The 19,686-nt window shown below is 67.0% G+C and carries 23 protein-coding genes; 15 read left to right on the top strand and 8 right to left on the bottom strand.

Annotated elements, in window-relative coordinates:
* The first annotated feature begins 154 nt into the window (after window positions 1-154).
* The 4 genes from fdxA (SROT_RS04220) (at window position 155) to SROT_RS04235 (ending at window position 3,556) form a co-directional block, all read left to right on the top strand.
* Complete coding sequence (gene fdxA / locus SROT_RS04220; RefSeq protein ID WP_013137771.1) at window positions 155-493, top strand: ferredoxin; 339 nt, start codon at window positions 155-157, stop codon at window positions 491-493.
* A 91-nt stretch (window positions 494-584) separates the two neighbouring features.
* Complete coding sequence (gene fdxA, locus SROT_RS04225; RefSeq protein ID WP_013137772.1) at window positions 585-911, top strand: ferredoxin; 327 nt, start codon at window positions 585-587, stop codon at window positions 909-911.
* A gap of 135 nt (window positions 912-1,046) precedes the next feature.
* A complete protein-coding gene (dapC, locus tag SROT_RS04230; RefSeq protein ID WP_013137773.1) occupies window positions 1,047-2,183 on the top strand; it encodes a succinyldiaminopimelate transaminase in 1,137 nt (378 codons plus the stop codon).
* Window positions 2,180-3,556 (top strand): acyl-CoA synthetase, encoded by a 1,377-nt coding sequence (locus tag SROT_RS04235; RefSeq protein WP_013137774.1) that lies wholly within the window; start codon window positions 2,180-2,182, stop codon window positions 3,554-3,556. Before dapC ends, SROT_RS04235 begins: the two co-directional genes overlap by 4 nt.
* 373 nt (window positions 3,557-3,929) lie before the next feature.
* Here SROT_RS04235 and SROT_RS04240 read toward each other — a convergent pair whose 3' ends face one another.
* Window positions 3,930-5,849, bottom strand: coding sequence for a glycoside hydrolase family 15 protein (locus SROT_RS04240; protein ID WP_013137775.1), 1,920 nt, complete (start codon window positions 5,847-5,849; stop codon window positions 3,930-3,932).
* A gap of 89 nt (window positions 5,850-5,938) precedes the next feature.
* On the opposite strand from SROT_RS04240, the gene SROT_RS15520 reads away from it, so the two are divergent.
* The 5 genes from SROT_RS15520 to SROT_RS04265 all read left to right on the top strand — a co-directional run bounded on the left by SROT_RS15520 (window position 5,939) and on the right by SROT_RS04265 (window position 9,973).
* Window positions 5,939-6,202 (top strand): hypothetical protein, encoded by a 264-nt coding sequence (locus SROT_RS15520; protein ID WP_013137776.1) that lies wholly within the window; start codon window positions 5,939-5,941, stop codon window positions 6,200-6,202.
* A gap of 127 nt (window positions 6,203-6,329) precedes the next feature.
* Window positions 6,330-7,337 (top strand): sulfate ABC transporter substrate-binding protein, encoded by a 1,008-nt coding sequence (locus tag SROT_RS04250; protein ID WP_013137777.1) that lies wholly within the window; start codon window positions 6,330-6,332, stop codon window positions 7,335-7,337.
* Complete coding sequence (cysT, locus tag SROT_RS04255) at window positions 7,334-8,167, top strand: sulfate ABC transporter permease subunit CysT (protein ID WP_013137778.1); 834 nt, start codon at window positions 7,334-7,336, stop codon at window positions 8,165-8,167. The genes SROT_RS04250 and cysT overlap by 4 nt, the downstream gene beginning before the upstream one ends.
* Window positions 8,168-8,174: 7 nt before the next feature.
* Window positions 8,175-8,984, top strand: coding sequence for a sulfate ABC transporter permease subunit CysW (cysW, locus tag SROT_RS04260; protein WP_013137779.1), 810 nt, complete (start codon window positions 8,175-8,177; stop codon window positions 8,982-8,984).
* A complete protein-coding gene (locus tag SROT_RS04265) occupies window positions 8,981-9,973 on the top strand; it encodes a sulfate/molybdate ABC transporter ATP-binding protein (protein ID WP_013137780.1) in 993 nt (330 codons plus the stop codon). Before cysW ends, SROT_RS04265 begins: the two co-directional genes overlap by 4 nt.
* Window positions 9,974-9,994: 21 nt before the next feature.
* On the opposite strand, the gene SROT_RS04270 is transcribed toward SROT_RS04265, so the two are convergent.
* Window positions 9,995-11,536 carry a dolichyl-phosphate-mannose--protein mannosyltransferase gene (locus tag SROT_RS04270; protein WP_041407653.1) on the bottom strand — a complete coding sequence of 514 codons (1,542 nt, stop codon included), beginning with the start codon at window positions 11,534-11,536 and terminating at the stop codon, window positions 9,995-9,997.
* Window positions 11,537-11,702: 166 nt separating this feature from the next.
* Between SROT_RS04270 and SROT_RS17260 the strand changes: the two genes are divergently transcribed.
* Together SROT_RS17260 and gluQRS are read left to right on the top strand one after the other, a co-directional pair.
* Window positions 11,703-11,828, top strand: coding sequence for a hypothetical protein (locus SROT_RS17260; protein WP_281042229.1), 126 nt, complete (start codon window positions 11,703-11,705; stop codon window positions 11,826-11,828).
* Window positions 11,825-12,757: a tRNA glutamyl-Q(34) synthetase GluQRS gene (gluQRS, locus tag SROT_RS04275; protein WP_013137782.1), complete on the top strand. Its 933-nt coding sequence runs from the start codon at window positions 11,825-11,827 to the stop codon at window positions 12,755-12,757. The genes SROT_RS17260 and gluQRS overlap by 4 nt, the downstream gene beginning before the upstream one ends.
* A gap of 27 nt (window positions 12,758-12,784) precedes the next feature.
* Here gluQRS and SROT_RS04280 read toward each other — a convergent pair whose 3' ends face one another.
* The 4 genes from SROT_RS04280 to SROT_RS04295 all read right to left on the bottom strand — a co-directional run bounded on the left by SROT_RS04280 (window position 12,785) and on the right by SROT_RS04295 (window position 15,539).
* Window positions 12,785-13,150: a fluoride efflux transporter FluC gene (locus tag SROT_RS04280; protein WP_013137783.1), complete on the bottom strand. Its 366-nt coding sequence runs from the start codon at window positions 13,148-13,150 to the stop codon at window positions 12,785-12,787.
* A complete protein-coding gene (locus SROT_RS04285; protein WP_013137784.1) occupies window positions 13,147-13,596 on the bottom strand; it encodes a FluC/FEX family fluoride channel in 450 nt (149 codons plus the stop codon). Before SROT_RS04285 ends, SROT_RS04280 begins: the two co-directional genes overlap by 4 nt.
* Before the next feature lie 376 nt (window positions 13,597-13,972).
* On the bottom strand, window positions 13,973-14,395 hold the full coding sequence (locus SROT_RS04290) for a hypothetical protein (protein ID WP_013137785.1): 423 nt from the start codon (window positions 14,393-14,395) through the stop codon (window positions 13,973-13,975).
* A 37-nt stretch (window positions 14,396-14,432) separates the two neighbouring features.
* Window positions 14,433-15,539: a hypothetical protein gene (locus SROT_RS04295; RefSeq protein WP_013137786.1), complete on the bottom strand. Its 1,107-nt coding sequence runs from the start codon at window positions 15,537-15,539 to the stop codon at window positions 14,433-14,435.
* A gap of 435 nt (window positions 15,540-15,974) precedes the next feature.
* Between SROT_RS04295 and SROT_RS04300 the strand changes: the two genes are divergently transcribed.
* From SROT_RS04300 to SROT_RS04315, 4 genes are read left to right on the top strand one after another with little or no spacing between them, the layout of a single operon-like run.
* A complete protein-coding gene (locus tag SROT_RS04300; protein ID WP_049773276.1) occupies window positions 15,975-16,622 on the top strand; it encodes a glycoside hydrolase family 25 protein in 648 nt (215 codons plus the stop codon).
* Window positions 16,619-16,921: a hypothetical protein gene (locus SROT_RS04305; protein ID WP_013137788.1), complete on the top strand. Its 303-nt coding sequence runs from the start codon at window positions 16,619-16,621 to the stop codon at window positions 16,919-16,921. Before SROT_RS04300 ends, SROT_RS04305 begins: the two co-directional genes overlap by 4 nt.
* A complete protein-coding gene (locus tag SROT_RS04310; RefSeq protein WP_148223338.1) occupies window positions 16,921-17,211 on the top strand; it encodes a hypothetical protein in 291 nt (96 codons plus the stop codon). Before SROT_RS04305 ends, SROT_RS04310 begins: the two co-directional genes overlap by 1 nt.
* The gene (locus tag SROT_RS04315) at window positions 17,208-17,456 is read left to right on the top strand and encodes a hypothetical protein (protein WP_041406920.1); all 249 of its coding nucleotides are present in this window, start codon (window positions 17,208-17,210) and stop codon (window positions 17,454-17,456) included. Before SROT_RS04310 ends, SROT_RS04315 begins: the two co-directional genes overlap by 4 nt.
* 777 nt (window positions 17,457-18,233) lie before the next feature.
* On the opposite strand, the gene SROT_RS04320 is transcribed toward SROT_RS04315, so the two are convergent.
* A complete protein-coding gene (locus SROT_RS04320; protein WP_013137790.1) occupies window positions 18,234-19,031 on the bottom strand; it encodes a hypothetical protein in 798 nt (265 codons plus the stop codon).
* A gap of 386 nt (window positions 19,032-19,417) precedes the next feature.
* Window positions 19,418-19,654, bottom strand: coding sequence for a helix-turn-helix domain-containing protein (locus tag SROT_RS04325; protein WP_013137791.1), 237 nt, complete (start codon window positions 19,652-19,654; stop codon window positions 19,418-19,420).
* Window positions 19,655-19,686: the final 32 nt, after the last annotated feature.

Genomic DNA, 19,686 nt, shown 5'->3' on the forward strand with positions numbered 1-19,686 from the left:
CGCGGCCGGGGACATGCGTCCTCATTTCCGCTGCGATACGCCTCTGTGACGCTTGTTTCTCTTTGACCGTGACCGTCGCATTGGTAAAATCTCGACAAAGCCAAGGCCCTGTGCTGTCGTGAAAACCTATGCCGTCGAGGAAAGGAGCGCAAAAGTGGCGTTTGTTGTCGCGGAGCCCTGTGTGGACGTGATCGACCGGTCTTGCGTGGAGGAATGCCCGGTCGATTGCATGTACCTCGGGAAACGAATGGTGTACATCAACCCGGACCTGTGCATCGACTGCGGGGCGTGCGAGTCGGTCTGTCCGGTGGAAGCGATCTACAACGAGGAAGACCTGCCCGATGAGTGGAGCGCTTTCAAAGAGGCGAACGCGCAATTCTTCGAAGGCGTCGAGGGGCTGCCTGAGCCGGGCTCTTGCGTGGGCAATGCCTCCGAACTCGGCGAACTCGGCCGTGACGCGCCGTATGTGGCGGCCTTGCCAGCGCGTTCGTAGCCATTGGCCAGCCTTTTTCGTGACTTTCTGCTGCGCAGAGTACACTGGCAAGACCTTCACCAGCCCTGAAGAAAGCATAAAGGAGCGCCCAGTGACGTACGTCATCGCTGAGCCCTGCGTGGATGTCATGGACAAGGCGTGCATTGAGGAATGCCCTGTCGATTGCATTTACGAGGGCGAGCGAAGCCTCTACATTCATCCAGATGAATGTGTGGACTGCGGGGCGTGCGAACCTGTCTGCCCGGTCGAGGCGATCTTCTACGAGGACGACGTGCCGGACGAATGGGCTTCCTTCACCACGGCGAACGCCGAGTTCTTCGACGAGCTGGGCTCGCCCGGAGGAGCGACGAAAGTGGGCAAAACGCCGCACGACGCCCCGTACGTGAAGACATTGCCGCAAAAATCCAGCCACGAGTGAGCGCCCCTGAGCAGCCCGCCGCGGCTTTCTTCAGCACGTCCCGGCCGTAGCGCCCGCACGGGCTCCCCGCTCCCCGGATCTCGTCCGTGCGGCCCCCCGCCGCCGGTGCCGTACCCTTGTGTCTGGTGGTGCGATATGAATTTTGATTTGCCCGATTTCCCTTGGGACTCCCTTGCCGGGGCCAAAGCCCGCGCGGCGGAGCACCCAGACGGCCTTGTGGACCTTTCTGTCGGCTCTCCGGCGGACCCGGTGGCGCCTTCGGCGCGCGCGGCGCTGGCCGCCGCCTCGGACGCGCACGGGTATCCGGTCACAGCAGGCACAAGCGAGTTGCGCGGCGCCATCGCGTCTGCCCTGGCCCGGGACTTCGGCCTCTCTGCCGTTGCGGGGGAGCCTTGCGCGTTCGGGGATCTTTTCCCGGTGATCGGGGCGAAAGAGGCCATTGCGTGGCTGCCGACGCTGCTCGGGGCGCGCGAGGGCGACACGGTGGTCATCCCGCGTTTGGCGTATCCGACGTACGAGGTCGCGGCCAAGCTCGCTCGGGCGCAGGTGGTGCGAGCGGACCACCCTGACGAATTGCCGCCGTTGGCCAAACCGCCCGTGCTGTGGTTTTTGAACTCGCCCGCGAACCCGCACGGCGCCATCGCCCGGCCCGGCTTGCTGGCAGAGATCCTCGCCTGGACCAGGGCTCACGGGGCTGTCCTCGTCTCCGACGAATGCTATTTGCGCTTCGCCTGGGAAGGGGAGGCGGTCTGCGCCCTGCATCCGAGCGTCACCGGCGGCGAGCCGCAGGGAGTGATCGTGGTGCATTCGCTGTCGAAGATCGCGAACTTGGCGGGCTACCGGGCCGGGTACATCGCTGGCGACCCGGTGATCGTCCGCGAGCTGCTCGCCTTGCGCCGCCACGCCGGGATGATCTTGCCCGGCCCTGTGCAGGCCGCTGTGGCCGCCGCGTTGCGCGACGCGGGGGAGCTGGACGCGCAGCGGGAGCGGTACCGGGCTCGTCGCGCGGCGCTGCGCCCCGCCTTGGCGGACTCGGGATTGCGCGTCGAGCACTCCGAAGGCGGTTTGTACCTCTGGGCAACGCGCGGGGAGCCCGCTGGGGCGACGGTCGACTGGTTTGCCGAACGCGGGGTGCTCGTCGCCCCTGGCTCGTTCTACGGGCAAGACGGCGCGCAGCATGTCCGCGTGGCGCTGACTGCGACCGACGAGGATATCGCGAAGGTTGTGCGCCGTCTCGGCGTGACCGTCTCGCCCGCGGGCAGGCTGGTGTGAGCCTCTTGCCGGGGCTCGCCCGCGCCCGGTTGCGCGTCGGCTCCGAAGCTTTGGAAGGCCCGGACCTCGCCGCCGCCGCGACTGCGGTCGCGGAGCGGGTGCTCACAGCCGGCGTGCGCCGGGTCGCGGTCTTCGCGACCCCGGAGCTGCGCTCGCTGGTCGCTGTGCTCGGCGCGTTGCGCGCCGGGGTGCCGGCTGTGCTCGTCTCGCCCCATTCGGGCGCTGCGGAGCTCGCCCATGTGCTTGCCGACAGCAAGCCGGACGCATGGCTCGGAGCCGCGCCGGACGGCGCCGCATGTGCGAACATCCCGGTGTCCACCCACGCCCGGTCCTGGCACACGCTGCCCGAGCCCGCGCCGCAGCAGCCCGCGCTGGTGTTGTACACCTCCGGCACGACTGGCCCGCCCAAAGGCGTGGTCGTCTCCCGGTTGGCGATCGCAGGGTGCTTGGACGCGCTCGCCGAGGCGTGGGGATGGACCGGCGCGGACGTCGTCGCGCACGGCTTGCCGCTCTTTCATCTGCACGGCCTCGTGCTCGGCTCTTTGGGCCCGCTGCGCTTCGGCGGCGGGTCGACGCACACTGTGCGGCCAAGCCCGCAGGCGTACGCGCAGGCGAAGGCCACGATGTGGTTCGCCGTGCCGACGGTGTGGTCGAGGATCGTGCGCGAGCCCGAGCACGCCAAGGCGCTCGGGGGAGCGCGCCTGTTGGTGAGCGGCAGCGCGCCGCTGCCCGTGCCCGTGGGCCTGGCGTTGGCCGACCTCGCCGGGCAGAGTCCGGTGGAGCGTTACGGCATGAGCGAGACCCTCATCACCCTCTCCACGCGGGCGGACGGCGAGCGGCGGCTCGGTTCGGTCGGCACCGCGCTCGCGGGGGCGCAGACCCGGCTCCGATCCGAGACCGGCGACGAGGTCGCGGCGGACGGCGAGACTGTCGGGCGGTTGCAGGTGCGCGCCCCATGGCTCTTCAGCGAGTACCTGGGCAAGCCGGACGCGACGCGGGCCTGCTTCACCGACGACGGTTGGTTCTCGACCGGCGACCTCGCGACCATCGGGGAGGACGGTTTCCATCGCATCGTGGGCCGTGAGTCCGTGGACCTCATCAAATCCGGCGGCTACCGGGTCGGCGCGGGCGAAGTGGAGGCCGCCCTGCTGAACCATCCCGCTGTCGCCGAGGCCGCCGTGGTCGGTGTTCCCGACGACGACCTCGGGCAGCGGATCGTCGCCTGGGTCGTCGCCGACGGGGTGGGGGACAAGGAGCTGATCGACTTCGTCGCGGCGTCCCTCTCGACCCATAAGCGGCCGAGGGAGGTCCGGTTCGTCCCCGAACTGCCGCGAAACCCCATGGGCAAAGTCCTCAAGCGCGAACTGCGATGACGCCGCCGAGGGCGCGTCGCTGTGCGCCCGGAGCCCTTTCGCCCAGAAGCGCCCTGGAGGACTTGGTTTTTTGAGAATGATAAAAATTTTTTTGCGAAAGTGGAACCAAACGGGCCCTCGAGCCGTCCAATCTAGTGAACCCGCTGAGAAGCGCTCAATCCGATGAAGTCGGCCTGGAATGAGGGTCGGGCCGACCGGGGGGAGGATACGGGGGTGCAGGGCACGGTTGTTTTGGTGTGCCTTGAGCGCTGTGTGCGGGTCGCAGCGATCTTCGCTTCGGACCGAGGGGAGGGCTGAGCCCTAAGGGATCGGTCTGAAGCGAAGATCGCGCATCTTCGCGGGTTTCGCTCAGGGGACGGTCTCGGCGGACGGCTCAGTGCACGCCCGCGTTCACCGGCACGAAGCCTGACGCGTGCTGCTCGTTCTCTTCGGCGCGGATCACATGCACGACCGCGTTGATGAGCGCGAGGTGGGTGAACGCCTGCGGGAAGTTGCCCAAGTGCCGCCCGGTCTCCGGGTCGATCTCCTCCGCGTAGAGCTGCAACGGGGAGGCGAAGGAAAGCAGGCGCTCGCACAAATGCTTGGCCATGCCCAGCTCGCCGATCTCGACCAAAGCGGAGACCAGCCAGAAGGAGCAAATAGTGAACGAGCCCTCCCATTCGCCGGAGAAGCCGTCGTCGGTGTCCTCGGTCCGATAACGGACCACGAGGCCGTGCTCGGTGAGCTCGTTGTTGATCGCCATCACCGTCGCGCGGACCCTGGGGTCGTCCGGCGGCAGGAAGCGCAGCAGCGGGATCAAAAGGTTCGAAGCGTCCAGCGCCTTGGTGCCGTAGTGCTGTGTGAACACGCCCCGGTCGTCGACGCCGTGCTCCAAAATGTCCGCTTTGATCTCGTCGGCGGTCTCGGCCCACTTCTTGGCGTAGGCGTCCTCGCCGAGGCGCTCCGCGAGCTTTGCGCCTCGGTCCAGTGCCACCCAGCACATCACCTTGGACGAGGTGAAGTGCTGGGGCTCGCCCCGGACCTCCCAAATGCCCCGGTCCGGCTCGCGCCAACTGCGCGCGGCGGTCTCGACCTGTTCGCGCAGCATGCCCCAGAGCGTGGAGGGGACGTGGTCGCGAGATTTCGCGTGCACATACACCGAGTCCAGGATCGCGCCCCAGATGTCGTGCTGGGACTGCTCGTAGGCCGCGTTGCCGACGCGGACCGGGCGTGCCCCGTCGTACCCGGAGAGGTGGTCGAGCTCGAACTCGTCCAACGTCCGCTCGCCGCCCACCCCGTACATCACTTGCAGCGGGTGGCGCTGGCCGTTGTACGCGCCGGACACGTCTGCGATGAACGCGAAGAAGTCGTTCGCCTCACGGTCCAAGCCAAGGGTGTACAAGCCCCAGAGCGCGAACGTGGAGTCGCGCACCCAGGCGTAGCGGTAGTCCCAGTTCCGTGTGCCGCCGGGGCTTTCCGGCAGCGAGGTGGTCGCGGCGGCGAGCAGCGCGCCCGTCGGCGAGTAGGTCAGGCCTTTGAGGGTGAGCGCGCTGCGCTGCAGGTAGCCGCGCCACGGGTGGTCGGGGAAGGAGCCTTCGTTGATCCACTGCCGCCAGCACTCCGAGGTCGCCCACATCTTTTCGGCAGCCTCGTCCCATGTGCCGGGCGCGGGCTGTTTGGACCAGGACAGCGCGACGAAAATGTTGTCGCCCTCGCTCAGCCGGGTGCGCGCCCGCGCCTCGCGGCCCTCAAGGCCCAGCATGAGGTTGGTGGTGAGCGTCAGCTGCGGATTCTGCTCGGGGTTCACCGAGGCTGTGGCCTGAGCCTGGCTGTAGGTGTCCCCGGTGTACTTCCACACGGCGGGGTCGCGGTGGTAGTCGAACGAGGGCTCGCAGCTCAGCGAGATCTCCACGACGCCGCTCACGCATTTGACGGTGCGCAGGAGGATGTGCTCGGCGTCCCAGTCGGTCGGCGTCCTGCGGTGGGTGCGCGAGCGCTCTTCGATGTCGTGCCAGCGGCCCATCACGAGCGCGTCGCGCACGATGATCCAGCCGGTGGAGGTCTGCCAGGTGGTTTCGACGATGAGGCTGCCAGGCAGGTACCGCCGTGCGGCAGGAGCTTTCACCCCGTACGGGCCGAGGTGGAAATGCCCGGCGGAACGGTCGAGGACCGAGCCGAACACGCTCGGCGAGTCCGGCCGGGGCACGCACATCCACTCCACGGAGCCTGTGGGCGAGATCAGGCAGTTCGTCTCAGTGTCGGAGAGGAACGCGTAGTCCCCGATCAACGGGAATGGGCTGCGGGTGTTTGACACGGTCTGAAGCGTAGCGCGGGCGCTTGCGCCCCGCGCGACGGGACTGCCTCACCGGCCAGCCGCCTGCGAGGTGCGGTACAGTTGGGCGCATGGAGCAAGCCCTGCGGTGGTGGGACGGGGTCGAGCTCTGGGTCGCCGGGCAAGGCTTCGTGCCGCAGGTGGTGTTGATCCTCGCCGCTGCGGTCCCTTTGGCCTGGTTTGCGGCCGGAGCGCTGGACCGGGTGGTTTCGCACGGTCAGATTCGAGACCAAAAGCTTCCCGTTTCCGGCCGGGCTGCACTGCCGAAATCGTGGGTGACCTGGTCGCTTTTGCTTTTGCTCGGGCTTGTGCTGCTCGGCTGGATGACTCGTTGACCGCGCCGTCAGACACGGTCGCCCCACAACGCCGTTAAGATCACCGCTTGTGCAAGGACCCAGCCCGTCCGGGACGCAGACTTTCGCGCTGCCCAGAACAACAGCGCTGCCGAGAAGGGCGGCGCTCTTGGGGCTGAGCGGCCTCGTCCTCACCGCCGCGGGCTGCGCGGGAGGGTCCACAGACGTCCCCGGCGGGGACGACATCTCCAGCGGGCGTTGGCATCTGAACCTCGTCGCCTACGCGACGCCGAAACCGGGGTTCAACGCCATCATTCCCGCCTTCCGCGCCACAGAACAGGGCAAGGACGTCGGTTTCTCCCAGTCGTACGGCGCCTCGGGGGACCAATCTCGAAAAGTGGCGCGACGAGTCCCCGCCGACGTGGTGAACTTCTCCGTCGAGCCAGATGTGGCCCGACTGGTCAAAGCGGGCCTGGTGGACAAGGACTGGCAGCGGCGGGCGCACCAGTCCGTCCCCTTCGGCTCGGTGGTCGCCCTTGTCGTCCGCAAAGGCAACCCCAAGGGGGTGCGTGACTGGCTTGACCTGCTCAAACCCGGAGTCGAGGTCATCACCCCGCAACCGGCGAGCTCCGGCTCGGCGAAATGGAACCTCCTCGCCCCCTACGCTGCGCTCTCGGACGGCGGGAAGAACAAAGCGGAGGCCGCGGCGTATCTCCGGCAGCTCGCGAAGGACCACATCGTGGTCAACCCGAAATCCGGCAGGGAGGCGACCACGACCTTCCAAGCAGGGCAGGGCGACGTGCTCATCAGCTACGAGAACGAGGCGATCTTGTTGGCTCGCCAGAACGCGCAGGCCGACTCCTCGCGCCAAGTGGAGTACCACATTCCTCCGTCCACGTTCAAGATCGAGAACCCGGTCGCCGTGGTGAACAGCTCAAAAGCGAAAAAGCAGGCCAACGATTTCCTGGACTACCTGTTCACCGGCGAGGCCCAACGGATCTGGGCCAAGCAAGGCTTCCGGCCGGTCGATCCCGCTGTGGCGGGCGAGACGGCAGATCTGTTCCCCGGTCGCGTCGACAAACTCTGGACGGTCGACGAACTCGGCGGCTGGCCGCGCGCCGACCAAGAACTGTTCGGCCCGAAGGGGCTCATCACGAAGGCGTACCAGACACGATGAGCCGCGCAAAGGGTGGCGCTCTCGTGAGCGCTGTGCGACGCGCGAGCCCCGCCTCGGCGCTGGGCTCGGGGGTGGCCCTGCTGTGGCTTTCGCTCATCGTGCTTTTGCCGCTCGCGGCGATCGCCGCGAAAGCATTCGACGGCGGGGCTGGCGGTTTTTGGCGGGCCGTCTCGAACCCGGACGCCCTCGCCGCGCTCGAGATCACGGTGTGGGTCTCCTTCGTCGTCGCGCTCGTGGACGTGGTGTTCGGCGCGCTCATCGCCTGGGTGCTCGTGCGCGACGACTTCCCCGGCAAAGCATGGGTGAACGCGATCATCGACCTGCCTTTCGCGTTGCCGACCATCGTGGCGAGCATTGTGCTGCTCTCCCTCTACGGCCCACAGAGCCCGATCGGCCTCACCATCGCGGCGACGCAGCCCGCGCTGGTGCTCGCGCTCGCCTTTGTGACGCTGCCGTTCGTCGTCCGCCAAGTCCAGCCGGTGCTTTTGGAGCTCGACCAAGACGTGGAGGAAGCGGCCGCCTCGCTCGGCGCGGGCAACGCGGCCATCCTGACCAAGGTCATCTTCCCGTCGCTCGCCCCTGCGGTGTTCACCGGCGCGGGGCTCGCGTTCTCCCGGGCCATCGGGGAGTTCGGCTCCTTGGTGCTCCTCGGCGGCAACATTCCGCACAAAACCCAGGTGGTCTCGCAGTACATCCAGCAGCAGATCGAGATCGACCAGCCGCAGAACGCGGCGGCTGTCTCCTCGGTGCTCCTGCTCATCGCGTTCTTCGTGCTCCTGGCGTTGCGCTTGGCGGGGTCGAAGCTCGCCTGGCGCGAGGAGCAGAGGTGAGCTGCGGATGAAAATTTCCCGACCCGTCCGGTTGGCTTTGCGCACGGTGGCGCTCGCGTACCTCTTCGTCCTCGTGATCGTGCCGATCGCGGTGATCCTGTACCGCGCCTTCGAGCACGGGGCAGGGACGTTCTGGGGTTGGATCTCGACCCCGGCGGCGGCGTCCGCGACCGAGCTGACGTTGGTGATCCTCGCGATCGTCGTCCCGGTGAACACGTTTTTCGGCGTGGCCGTCGCGTTGGCGTTGGTCCGAGGCAACGTGCCGGGCAAGCGCCTGTTGCAAGCGGTGATCGACCTGCCCTTCGCGGTGTCGCCGATCATCGTGGGCGTGGCGCTCATCTTCCTGTGGGGCTACGGCGGCTGGTTCGGATTCGTCGAGGACTGGGGCGTGCAGGTGATCTTCGGGCTGCCCGGCATGGTGCTCGCCACGATCTTCGTCACGCTGCCGTTCGTCGTCCGCGAGGTCGAGCCGGTCCTGCGGGAGGTCGGGATCGAGCAGGAGCAAGCCGCGGAGACCCTTGGCGCGGGCTGGTGGAAGATCTTCACCCGGGTCACCCTGCCGTCGATCCGATGGGGCGTGGTCTACGGCGTGCTGCTCACCATCGCCCGCAGTTTGGGCGAGTTCGGCGCGGTGACCATGGTCTCCTCCGGCTATCCGGGCTCCTCGCTCACGTTGACGCTTTTAGTCCAAAGCCGCTACACCGACGACTACAACGAGTACGGCGCGTACGCGGCCGCGACATTGCTGATGCTCCTCGCCGTCGTGGCACTGGTGCTGATGACTGTTCTCAGCCGCAAGAGAGAGGGCGCACGATGACGATCACCGTGACATCGGCCAGCAAAAGCTACGGGGCGTTCAAGGCCCTGGACGATGTGAGCATCGAGATCCCCACGGGGGCGTTGGTGGCGCTTCTCGGGCCGTCTGGCTCCGGCAAGTCGACCTTGTTGCGCGCTATCGCGGGATTCGAGGAGTTGGACAGCGGGAAGATCGAGCTCGACGGCCGCAACGTCACCGGCACCCCGCCGCGCAAGCGGGGCATCGGGTTCGTCTTCCAGCACTACGCCGCGTTCAAGCACCTCACTGTCGGCGAGAACATCGCCTTCGGCCTCAAGATCCGCAAGCAGCCCAAGCAACAGATCGAGGCGAAGGTGTCCGAGCTTCTTGACGTGGTGGGCCTGCAGGGACTGCGGGAGCGGTACCCGGCGCAGTTGTCCGGCGGGCAGCGGCAGCGCATGGCGTTGGCGAGGGCGCTCGCCGTGGACCCGAAAGTGCTGCTTTTGGACGAGCCGTTCGGCGCGCTGGACGCGAAGGTCCGGGCGGAGCTGCGCGCCTGGTTGCGCCGTTTGCACGACGAGACTCGAGTGACCACGGTCCTGGTGACGCACGACCAGGAGGAAGCGCTCGACGTCGCCGACCAGATCGCGGTCCTCAATAAGGGCCGGATCGAGCAGGTCGACGCTCCCGCGAAGCTGTACGACCAGCCCGCCAACGAGTTCGTCATGGGTTTCTTGGGCCAGGTCTCCCTGCTGGACGGCAAGTTGGTCCGCCCGCACGACATCCGGGTCGGGCGCTCCCCGGAGCTCGCGTATCCGGGGAGCGCGAACGACGCGGGGCAAGTGGTCGAAGCGACCGTGCACCGTGTCGTCGTGCTTGGCTTCGAGGTTCGTGTGGAGTTGGCGACGACGCGGACCGGCGAGTCGTTCACCGCGCAGATCACTCGGGGCGACGCCATCGCGTTGAACCTCTCCGAAGGGGAGACCGTGTATGTGCGGGCCACGCGCTGGCCTTCGCTCGCCGGAGCCTGAGCGCCGCCGCGTTCTCGGGGCTCAGCCCCAGCTGGGAAGCCAAATCTCCGAGTCCCAACGCCAATGCGGGATCGGGTCGCCGACGAGGATGGGGTAGAGCCAGGCGAAGTTCGCCACGACCAACCCGACGTACAAGCAGACCAAGAGCCTGCCGGAAATCTTGCGCTCATTGCTGTGCCAGAGGGCCGAGCCGTTGTTGCCGAGCACGTCCGAGCAGCACAGCGCCAACCCGAGGACGAGGAACGGAGCCATCGCGGAGGCGTAGTAGAAGTACATTTGGCGGTCGAAGTCCAGGAACCACGGCAGCCAGGAGGCCCCGTATCCGGCGAGCGTCGCCGCATAGCGCCAGTCCCAGGCGGCGGCCATGCGCCACAGTCCCCACAGCATCATCGGCACGGACAGCCACCACATCGCGGGGGTGCCGACCTGGAGGATCGCGCCAACGCAGTTGGCTTCGCCGCAGTGCTGCGCGGCCGGGCCGCTCTCGTAGTAGTACAGGACGGGCCGCAGGCTCATCGGCCACTGCCATGGTTTGGACTCCCAGGGGTGGTGGTACCCGTTCGAGTTGGTGAGGTGCTCGTGGAACTTGAGCGAATCGGCGTTCCAATAGCACAGGTGCTCCAGCGTGTTCGGCAGCTGCGCGCAGACCGCGAGCACCGCTCCGCTCGCCCCTGGGGGAGGCCCGCCGTAGTGGTAGTAGCCGAAGTCGTTCGCGTACCAAGCCCAGTAGCTGGCCAGATACACGAGGGCCGGGATGAGCAGGAACGCCTGCACGCCGGGCGCGAGGTCGCGGACCAGCGCCCCTCGGAGCGGTTTTTTGGCTCCGTAGTGCCTGCGCGCGGACCAGTCGAAGCACAGGGTGAGCGCGCCGAAGAAGACGGCGTAGTAGAGCCCGGACCATTTCACCGCGCAGGCGAGGCCGACGAGCACGCCCGCGCCGAACCGCCACCAACGCGCGCCGAGTCGGGGACCGAGCGGGGACGCGCCTGCCGTCCCTTCCGCGAGGAACAACGCGAGCCGGGCGCGCACCTGGTCGCGGTCCGCGAGGACGCACGAGAAGGCGGCGAAGGCGAAGACTGCGAGGAAAATGTCCAGCAGGGCCGAGCGGGCGGCGACATGGCTCACGCCGTCGCAGATCACGAGGATGCCGGCGACCGCCCCGATCAGAGTGGACCGGGTCAGGCGGCGCGCGGCGCGGATGACGAGCAGGACGAGCAATGTGCCGAACAGCGCTGCGACGCACCGCCACCCCAAGGGCGTGTACCCGAAGGCCGATTCGCCGATGGCGATGAGCTGTTTGCCGAGCGGCGGATGCACCACGAGCCCATAGGCGGGGTTGTCTTCCACCCCGCCGTTGCCGAGCATCTGCCAGGCTTGCGGGACGTAGTGTTTCTCGTCGAAGATCGGGGTGCCGTGGTCGGAGTACGCGCCGAGCCGCCAGAACCGCAGCAGGGCCCCCACGGCCGTGAGGACGAGCGTGACGATCCATCCGCGCCAGGTGTCGAGCGGCCCGAAATCTTCTGAAACGCAAGCGGGACCAGGGCTGGTGCTGGTCTGCTCCAGCTGTTGGAGGCGGCGCGCGGGTTGCTCCTCGCGGCGGGCCTCGTTGTTGTGTCCGGTTTCCGGGCGCGTTTGACCCGTGCGGCGGCGGGAGGCCAAAGATTTCCACGGGAAACCGATCAAGGTCACTGGGGGGATCTTACTGGGTGCGCGCGGCTAGCATGCCACTATGGCGCTCTTGACCCGCGAACACCTCGGCGTGCGCCGCCACGGGCTTGGGCCGGGTTCGCGCCCGCCTGTCTGGTTCCTGCGCAAGGGCCCGCGCCCCTTGGCCGACGCGCGCGACTGCGCATGACTCGCGCGTCGCGCTCCGCCGTCCGGGGCCGTTTCGCGCCGAGCCCTTCGGGCGATCTGCACGTCGGCAATCTGCGCACCGCGATGCTGGCGTGGCTTTGCGCCCGTTCGGCCGGGGGAGGGTTCGTGTTGCGGGTCGACGACCTCGACGAGCGCGCCCGTCCCGCCTTCGCGGCCCGGCAGCTCGCGGACCTCGTGTCTGTCGGCGTGGACTGGGACGGGCCGATTCTGTGGCAATCGCGGCGCAGAGCTGCGTATCGGGCGGCGATAGACGAATTGGCCGCTCGCGGCCTGGTCTACGAGTGCTGGTGCTCCCGACGCGAGATCGCCGAGGCCGCCCGCGCCCCGCACTCGGGGGGCGGCGCCTACCCTGGGACGTGCCGCCGGTTGAGCGGAGCCCGCCGACGAGCGCTGCGGGCGGGCGCGCCGAGGCCCCCGTCGTTGCGCCTCGCGGCCGCCGTCGCCGAGTACGAGATCGCCGACCTCGTCCATGGGCGGCATGTCGGCCCGGTCCACGACGTCGTGCTCCAGCGTTGGGACGGGACCCCCGCCTACCACCTCGCCGTCGTTGTGGACGACGCCGCCCAAGGGGTCACCCAGGTGGTGCGCGGGGGCGACTTGCTCGGCGCTTCGCCGACTCAGGCCTACCTGGCCGCGCTGCTCGGTCTGCCGGAGGTCGTCTACGGGCATGTGCCGTTGGTCGTGGACAGGGCAGGGGCGCGTCTGGCCAAACGCTCCGCCTCGGCCTCCGGCAGTCCGGTCGCGCTCGCGGACCTGGCGGCGGCCGGACAGCCGCCGGAGGCGGTGGCGCGGACATTGCTGCGCTCTCTTGGCTCCCCGGCGGACACGCTTGCGGGGGCGTTGGCGTCGTTCGACATGCGTCAGGTTCCGGGCGAGCCGGTGCTCTGGCGGCCTGCCGCGGGGCGCTGACGGCGTTCCACGTCCTGGTCCTTGCGCTCAGAGCCCGCCTGCGGATAAGCCGATGGCCGCAGCTCCCGCCGTCATCGCCATCGTGCCCGCCGTATTGGCGAGGCCGAGCCACGCCCGCCCGCCGCGCGCGAGTTGGACAGTCTCGAAGCTCGCCGTGCTGAATGTGGTGTAGCCGCCGCAGAACCCGACGCCGACCACGGTGTACACGGCCAGCGGAGCCGTGCCGGCGATCACCGAACCTGCGAGAAAGCCCAGCAGGAGCGATCCGGTGACATTGATCAGCATGGTCGCCCAGGGCAGCGGCGACGGGCGCAGCGATCGGATCGCGCCGTCGAGGGCGAATCGGGCGAGCGCCCCGGCGCTGCCCGCGAGCGCCACCCAGAGCGCGGTCATGCTGGTCCCCGCGTCGTCTCGCGCGGTCGTGCGAAGCCGACGAGGGCGCCGCCCCCCGCCGCCGCGGCCACGCCGCCCGCGGCGGACGCCACCAGGTAGCCGAACCCCAACGCGGTGTGGCCGGCGCCGATCAGCCGGTCGGTTTCAAGAGCCAGGGCGCTGTAGGTGGTGAAGGAGCCGAGCACGCCGGTGCCGAGGAACAGCCGGGCGCGTTGTCGCCACCGCGCGTCCAGGCTCACGCGGGTCAACGTTGCCAGCAGGGCGCCGAGCAAGAACGCGCCCGCGATGTTGATCGTGAAGGTGGCCACAGGCCAGCCCCCTGGTTCGGCCGGTATTGCCAGTCCCAGCCCGTATCGAGCGGATGTCCCGGCCGCGCCGCCGACCGCCACCGCGGCGAGGGAATCGGCGCGCATGTGCGCGAAGGCGTTGCGGAAGGTGTGCGGCAAACGAACTCCTCTCTGCGTTCATGCGAAGGAGCCATCAGCCTCGTTGGGGGCGGTTCGGACAGGAAGTCTGTCCCGGCGGAGATCCATCGCCGTGTCTGGGCGGCTTGGGAGACCACCGGAAAACCAATCTACATCACGGAGACCAGGAAACACTCTCGAGCTCGAGGGGGGTTGTGTGGGCTCCTGGCGGCGCGCCGTCGGGCCGGGGAGAGCCTGCACGCCGCAAAGGGCGGGCCGGGTCCGGTCCTGATCCGCCAAGCTTGTCTGCTCGGCGCATCAGGACCGGACCCGGCCCGCCCTTGTCTCTGGCAATTGCGGGCTCTGCGGGGGAGGGCCGCGGCCCTCCCCCGCAGAGCCCGGTGATGCGGTTTCTTGTTTACTCGGACGGCTTGAAGGACTTCGGCGGATCCACCTTGGGCGGCGTGGGCGGGATGAGGGTCGGCAGGGGGAGGTTCTGGTAACCGGTCTGCCCGGACTTTTGTCCCGCGTTCATGATGTCCGTGGCCGCGTCGACCGTGGTCGAGGGATCACTGGTCGCCTGGTCCTGTTTGTTCGAGGACTCCTTGATGTTGCCCGTGATCGCGCTGATGAAGTCGTAGATCGCCTTCGCCTGCGGCTGTGTCTCCCGCACGATCTTCGCGTTGCGCACCGGGACGTCGACCGGTTCGAACGGGTCGTGCGGCGAGGTGGTGACTTCCTCGGCGGGCTGGGTCGGGATGTAGTTCGAAAGATACTGCTCCGCGCTGTCCCCGGAGTCCGAGGAGCCGATGGAGAAGTCGAAGATATTCCGAAAAACCATGAGAGTTGTCCTTTTCTGAGTTGTTGATGGGTGATGGTCAGACGCCGGTCGGGACCGGGTCGAGGTTGTGCTTGTTGGGGTCGCTGAACGGCTCGCTGCGGTTGGGGGCCGCCTCTTCGTCGAAGATGACGTGGTCCACGCTGAGGGTGGACACCGTCTCCGCGACGCCTTTCGCGGTGTAGGGGCGATCCTCGGTGTGCAGCTGCAGTTTCTGGATGGGGATCGCGATGACGTGGTCGTAGTTGCTCGGGACGTCCTCGGGGGAGTTCTGGTTGTCGCGCTGCGGCGGCTCGGCCTCCATCGGCACCGGCTGCGGGTAGTGCACGGCGACATAGCCGTCGAACGTCACCGGCAACTGGTAGGTGTACTGCCGGATTTGGCGGCGCTGTGTGGCCATGGTCTGCACCCTGCTGTTCGCGCTGATCGTGCCGGACACGGTGGATCTGGAGACCCACGAAGCCGTCAACGACCCGCTGAGCTGCCCGTGGAGGCCGAGCGCCAGCGATGCGGCCATTTGGCCGTAGCCCATGTCATAGCCGCTGGCCGTCGTGCTCGCCGTGTCGGTGGCGGTCGCCTCGGCCTTGTTGTCCGTCTGGGTGCCGACGTTGTCTTTGTGGTTGTGCACCGTCACGTTCATCGACGTGTTCGCCGAGAGGCTCTCCGTGAGGCTGGCGGTGGTCTGCTCCTGCACTTCGCAGTGGACCGTGCCGGTCAGGGTGAGGTCAGCGGTGCCCTGGAGCGACCAGTTGAGCGTGTTCGAGATGGTGAACTCGATGGTGTCCGAGAATTCCCGCGCGGTCGCTCCGGAGCGGTTCTCGTACGCGCGCATCGACAAGACGTCCGCCGGGGGTTGGATGATGTCCGAGCGTTCCTCGATCAGCGGTTCCCCGACGTTCATGAAGGCGTTGAAGCCCCTGGCGGTGGCGGTCGGGCCTTCCCAGACGCCGAAGTTCGTCTCGTTGATCGAGAGCCCGTCCGGGTACACGTCGATGTCCTCGTCGTCCACGCGGACGCGCTTTCGGAACGCGTCGGAGGACAGGATGGGGAACAAGGTGTCCTGGTTCAACTTCAGTTCGACCAAGTTCTGCGGCGTCACTAAACGGCGCTTCGAGTTATCGAGGTCGTAGTTAGCAATCTCTGGCATTGCTCTTTCCTTTCGTTCAAAAGAGTTTGTGCCCTCGTTTTTCAGCTTTTTTCTTACCGCTGCGAGGGGCTGTGGGGCCCGAGCATTCACAATGCTCTTTTGTCTATACCGACCTTCGGTAGCAGACGCTACTATTATGCTCTAACAAACCTCACTCGCAAGGCGAAAAGACTCTCGATACTGACGGAATACGGCAATATTTTCGAAAGAAATAATACAAAAAAAGCCGTGCTTCCCAAGGTATTCAAACACGAAAAAATCGCTCCAAGCAGCGAAAACAAGCCCAATCTACCGTCACGCCAGGAAATCGAAACCAAAAAGGCTTCACGCTTTTATTACTCGAAAAATAACATTGTGGCGAACCAGTTCGGACCAAGGGGCGGCCAGGTTCCTCGGAAGGCCCGGGGAACAAGTCCAAGAAAGAAAGGAACCCTCATGACATTGTGGGGAATCGACATCAGCAACTATCAAGGAGACATCGATCTCGACCAGGTCGCGCGCGAGCAGTTCTCATTCGTCTTCGCCAAGATCAGCGAAGGCACGTACTTCCGCGATTCGTGGTGGCCCAGAAACCGGGACAAAGGCCGCGAGGCGGGCCTCGTCGTGGCGGGCTATCACTTTTTGACCAACGAGAACGCGGATGCGCAAGCCGACCTTGTCGCCTCGTGGCTCGGCGACCTGTCCGTGCCAGTGGCCCTCGACGTAGAGGCGACCTCCCGATCGTCGGCCAAACCGGCGATCGCGGACGTCAAAGCGGTGAAATCCGCGCTGGAACAGCGCGGATGCGCTGTTCCAGTCATCTACTTGCCGCGTTGGTACTGGCAGGGGCACCTTGGCTCGCCGGACATCTCGTGGATCGAGGGCTTGTGGTCCTCGCAGTACCCGTCCTCCCAGCAGTTCTACGCCTCCTCCATCTACGGCTCGATCCCCCCGGTCGGGTTCGAGCCGTACGGGCCCGGCTGCCCCAAACCCGCGATCTGGCAGTTCACCGACCGGGCCCGCGTCGCCGGGAGACAGGTCGACGCGGACGCCTTCCTCGGCAGCAGGGACGATCTGTTGGCGCTCTTGGAGAAAGCGGGATGAGCATGGACGCGAGCAAATTTCTCACCCCGAGGAACCGCGTGATCCTGTACAGCCTCTGGTCGGCGTCCTCGACGATCTTGACCGCATACGGCGTGGCTCTCCCCGGAGGGCAACAGGCGTGGGACCAGTTCCTTTTCGCCGTCCTCGGCGTGGGCACCCTGGGCTGCGGCGCGCTGGCGATCAAACACACGCCGACCTCGCAACCGCCTCCGGGCGCTTCGTGCGGCGGGTGCGCCGGGGAACCGGACGCCGGGGAAACCGCCCCGCAGCCCTGGCGGCGTTCAGAACCGCGAGGCTGATGATGCTCGAACATATCGTCGGCAATCTCGCGAGCTACGGTTCGGCAGGCCTGCTGAGCGTGGTCGTCCTCATGGTCGTGACGGGGCGGTTGGTGCCGTCGAGCACTGTGCGCCGTCTGCAAAAGACCGACCAATGGTTGGTCGAGCAGTTGAAGATCTCCGATGACATGAACCAGGCGACTATCGTAAAGCAACTGGGCATCATCAAAGAGCTCACCGAATCCACGTGCCTGACCAATGCGATCCTTTCTGAGCTCAAGCCCCGGCCGTCCGACAAGGATCCGACATGAGCCCTCGTCAGCGGCATCGCGAACAGGAAATCCGAGACGTGCAGCAGCGACGGCGGAAAGCCGAAGCCGCGTGCGCCTACGCGGAGATGCTCGAACAGGAGGTGTGTCAGATCACGGAGAGCGCCCGCGCCCAATGGCTCGGCGATGGATTCGCCAAGGCCGTTGCGGGGAGTTTCGCAGAAAGCCCTGGCCCGAAGGCGCAGAGCTCGTGTGTCCCCGCCTCGCTGGACGGGTGCGCGCTCTGATCGCGCCGCTGTGATCGACGCACAGCGGGAGAGCGCATCCGGGCTCTCTTGCGGCGGCGTCCCGCCCGCAGCTGGGCGGGACGCCGCCGCCCGTGCTTGTGCGGCCCGCCCGCGCCCCAGCCCCGCCGCGGGAGCAGAAGGCCGCGCGATCAGGGGTCCGCGTCATGGGAGAATCTTCGAAATCGAGGCGGAACACGCGAAGAACAGCAGGCGCCTCTCTCCGGGACAGGGCCACCCTGCAGAAAAACATCCGAGGAAACGGGGAAATCCGGTCGATTTCGGTTGGAGGGCTCGCCAGAGTCGCCGGTGTGATCCATCCTGTCCACGTCGCGCGTCCTGTGGACGGCGACGCGGCTCGGCGCTCCTTCGACGCTGGCGCGTTGGGTGGGGGGAGTTGGAAAAACCGCCGCTGCCGCAGCAGCGAGGGGCTGTTGGTTCAAGGTTCCCGGCGTCGGCGGCCCCGATGGGGAGCTGCATGCGGGCGTCGAGGAAGACCGCCGCCCCGCCCTCAAGGCCCTTCGGCGTTCGTGGTCGATGGAGGCAGAACCGCGGTGCGGCTGTTGGCCTCTGCTTGCCGCGTCGACTGGGCCGACGAGGCTGAGGCACCAGTTCGTCGCCGGCTCCACTGCAGAGACGGGGCGGGGATCAGGATCGAGTTCCTCAAGAGCTGAGAGTGGTTTCTGCCGTGTCGTCCCGGGTCCTCTTGGCCGAGTGCTCACCGGCCGTTCTGGCGTGCTTTTCCGCCGGCCCCGACAGCGCGCCGCAAGGAACTTGGTCTCACAAGCCCAACGGCGCCACGAGATCGTTGACTTTGCGGTGCCGCCACTCCCACACCTGCGCGGCGAGCCGGCAGGCTTCCCTGGCGCTGCGGATGTCCGCCCAGTACAGGTTGCAGAGCCCTTCGCCCGGCGGAAGGTGGATAATCAGAGCGTTGTCTTGGTCGATCAGCCCGTCGTCGGGCGTCCGAGCCCCCGTTTCCGGGTCGTAGGGGACGCTGTTGGCGAAGAGGGCGAGTTTCATGACGATCCTGAGCAGGTCGTGTTCGAGAATGCCTGTGTGGACAGTCGCGACATAGCAGCCGTCATCCCAGCGGATCACCCGGTCCGCAGAGCCCGCCACTCGGAGTTCGTCCTGGACGCGGAGCTGCTGCACGGCGAGGATCTGGAACAGAGCGGTCCGGCGCACATAGGCCTCAAGGTCCGCGCGGTGCGCCTCGGGCACGCGTCCAGAATGCTTTCCGAGGTCGATCCGGGAAACGAGTTTGCGCAACGCGGCTCCGCGAACAGCCGTCATATTCGGGTCCGCGGCCTCGATGGCCCGGTCGCAGATCTTGTCGAGCTCGGCCCTATTGCGGGGGTCCGCGGCAGCGGCCTCGAAGACCAGGTCTGGCCGTGCCGCGAGCCCGGAGGCCACTTGGCGGCGTTGGCGCATCGACCAAGGGTAGGCGTCGGAGAGCGCTGCGACGAATCGCGAGGCCCTCTGGTACACCACGGGCTTCTCGGCGTGCGGGGGAAGCACGAGCAGTCGCCCCCGGGAGTCTCGCGGCACTGGGCGCGACGTGGTCAGGACGCTCATGCCCGCCTCCTGTGCCGACATGAGGCGGCGACTTCGGATCGTCCCAGACTCGCGGCGGCGTTGCGGCCGTTTTTCGGCGTCCGCGCGGGGGCCGCGGGCGCGGCGTCTGCGTGCGGGCAATAACGTGATTTTGACATATCCAAAACCTCTGGTACTATCGTCCTTGTACATTGCGCATAAATTTTCTTTATGCGCAATGCGGATTTTCTTCTGATGAGCGCGCGGCTAGGTGCGCATGGGAGGGTTCCCCAAACGGCGCAGAATGGCCGTTTGGGGGAATTTGGCATGCGCGCGCGATGCGATCTTTTGCCGCTCTGAACGCTCTTGAGCTGGGCTGGTGGTCTGTCGCCGAAGGCGCTAGAAGGCTTCCTTCGGCGACAGGTCGATCACGCGATGCCTCCTTCTATGTCGTCCACATAGTCGAAGATCGCTCCTCTCGGCATCCGGAGCGCAATCTCGATCGCGGCGGCGACGCTTTCCAGGCAAGTCGACCGGCGGCCGTTCGCGAGCATGCTGACCAGAGGCTCGGAGCAGTGCGCCCTGCGGGCCAAGGAGCATTGCTTGGCGCCACGGGCTTTGATGAGTTCCCGTAACACCTCTGGGCTGATGATTTTGGCGACCATCTTCTACATCCTTCCTGTTGTTGCATTCTGGC

This window comes from Segniliparus rotundus DSM 44985 (genome assembly GCF_000092825.1).
Taxonomy (GTDB): domain Bacteria; phylum Actinomycetota; class Actinomycetes; order Mycobacteriales; family Mycobacteriaceae; genus Segniliparus; species Segniliparus rotundus.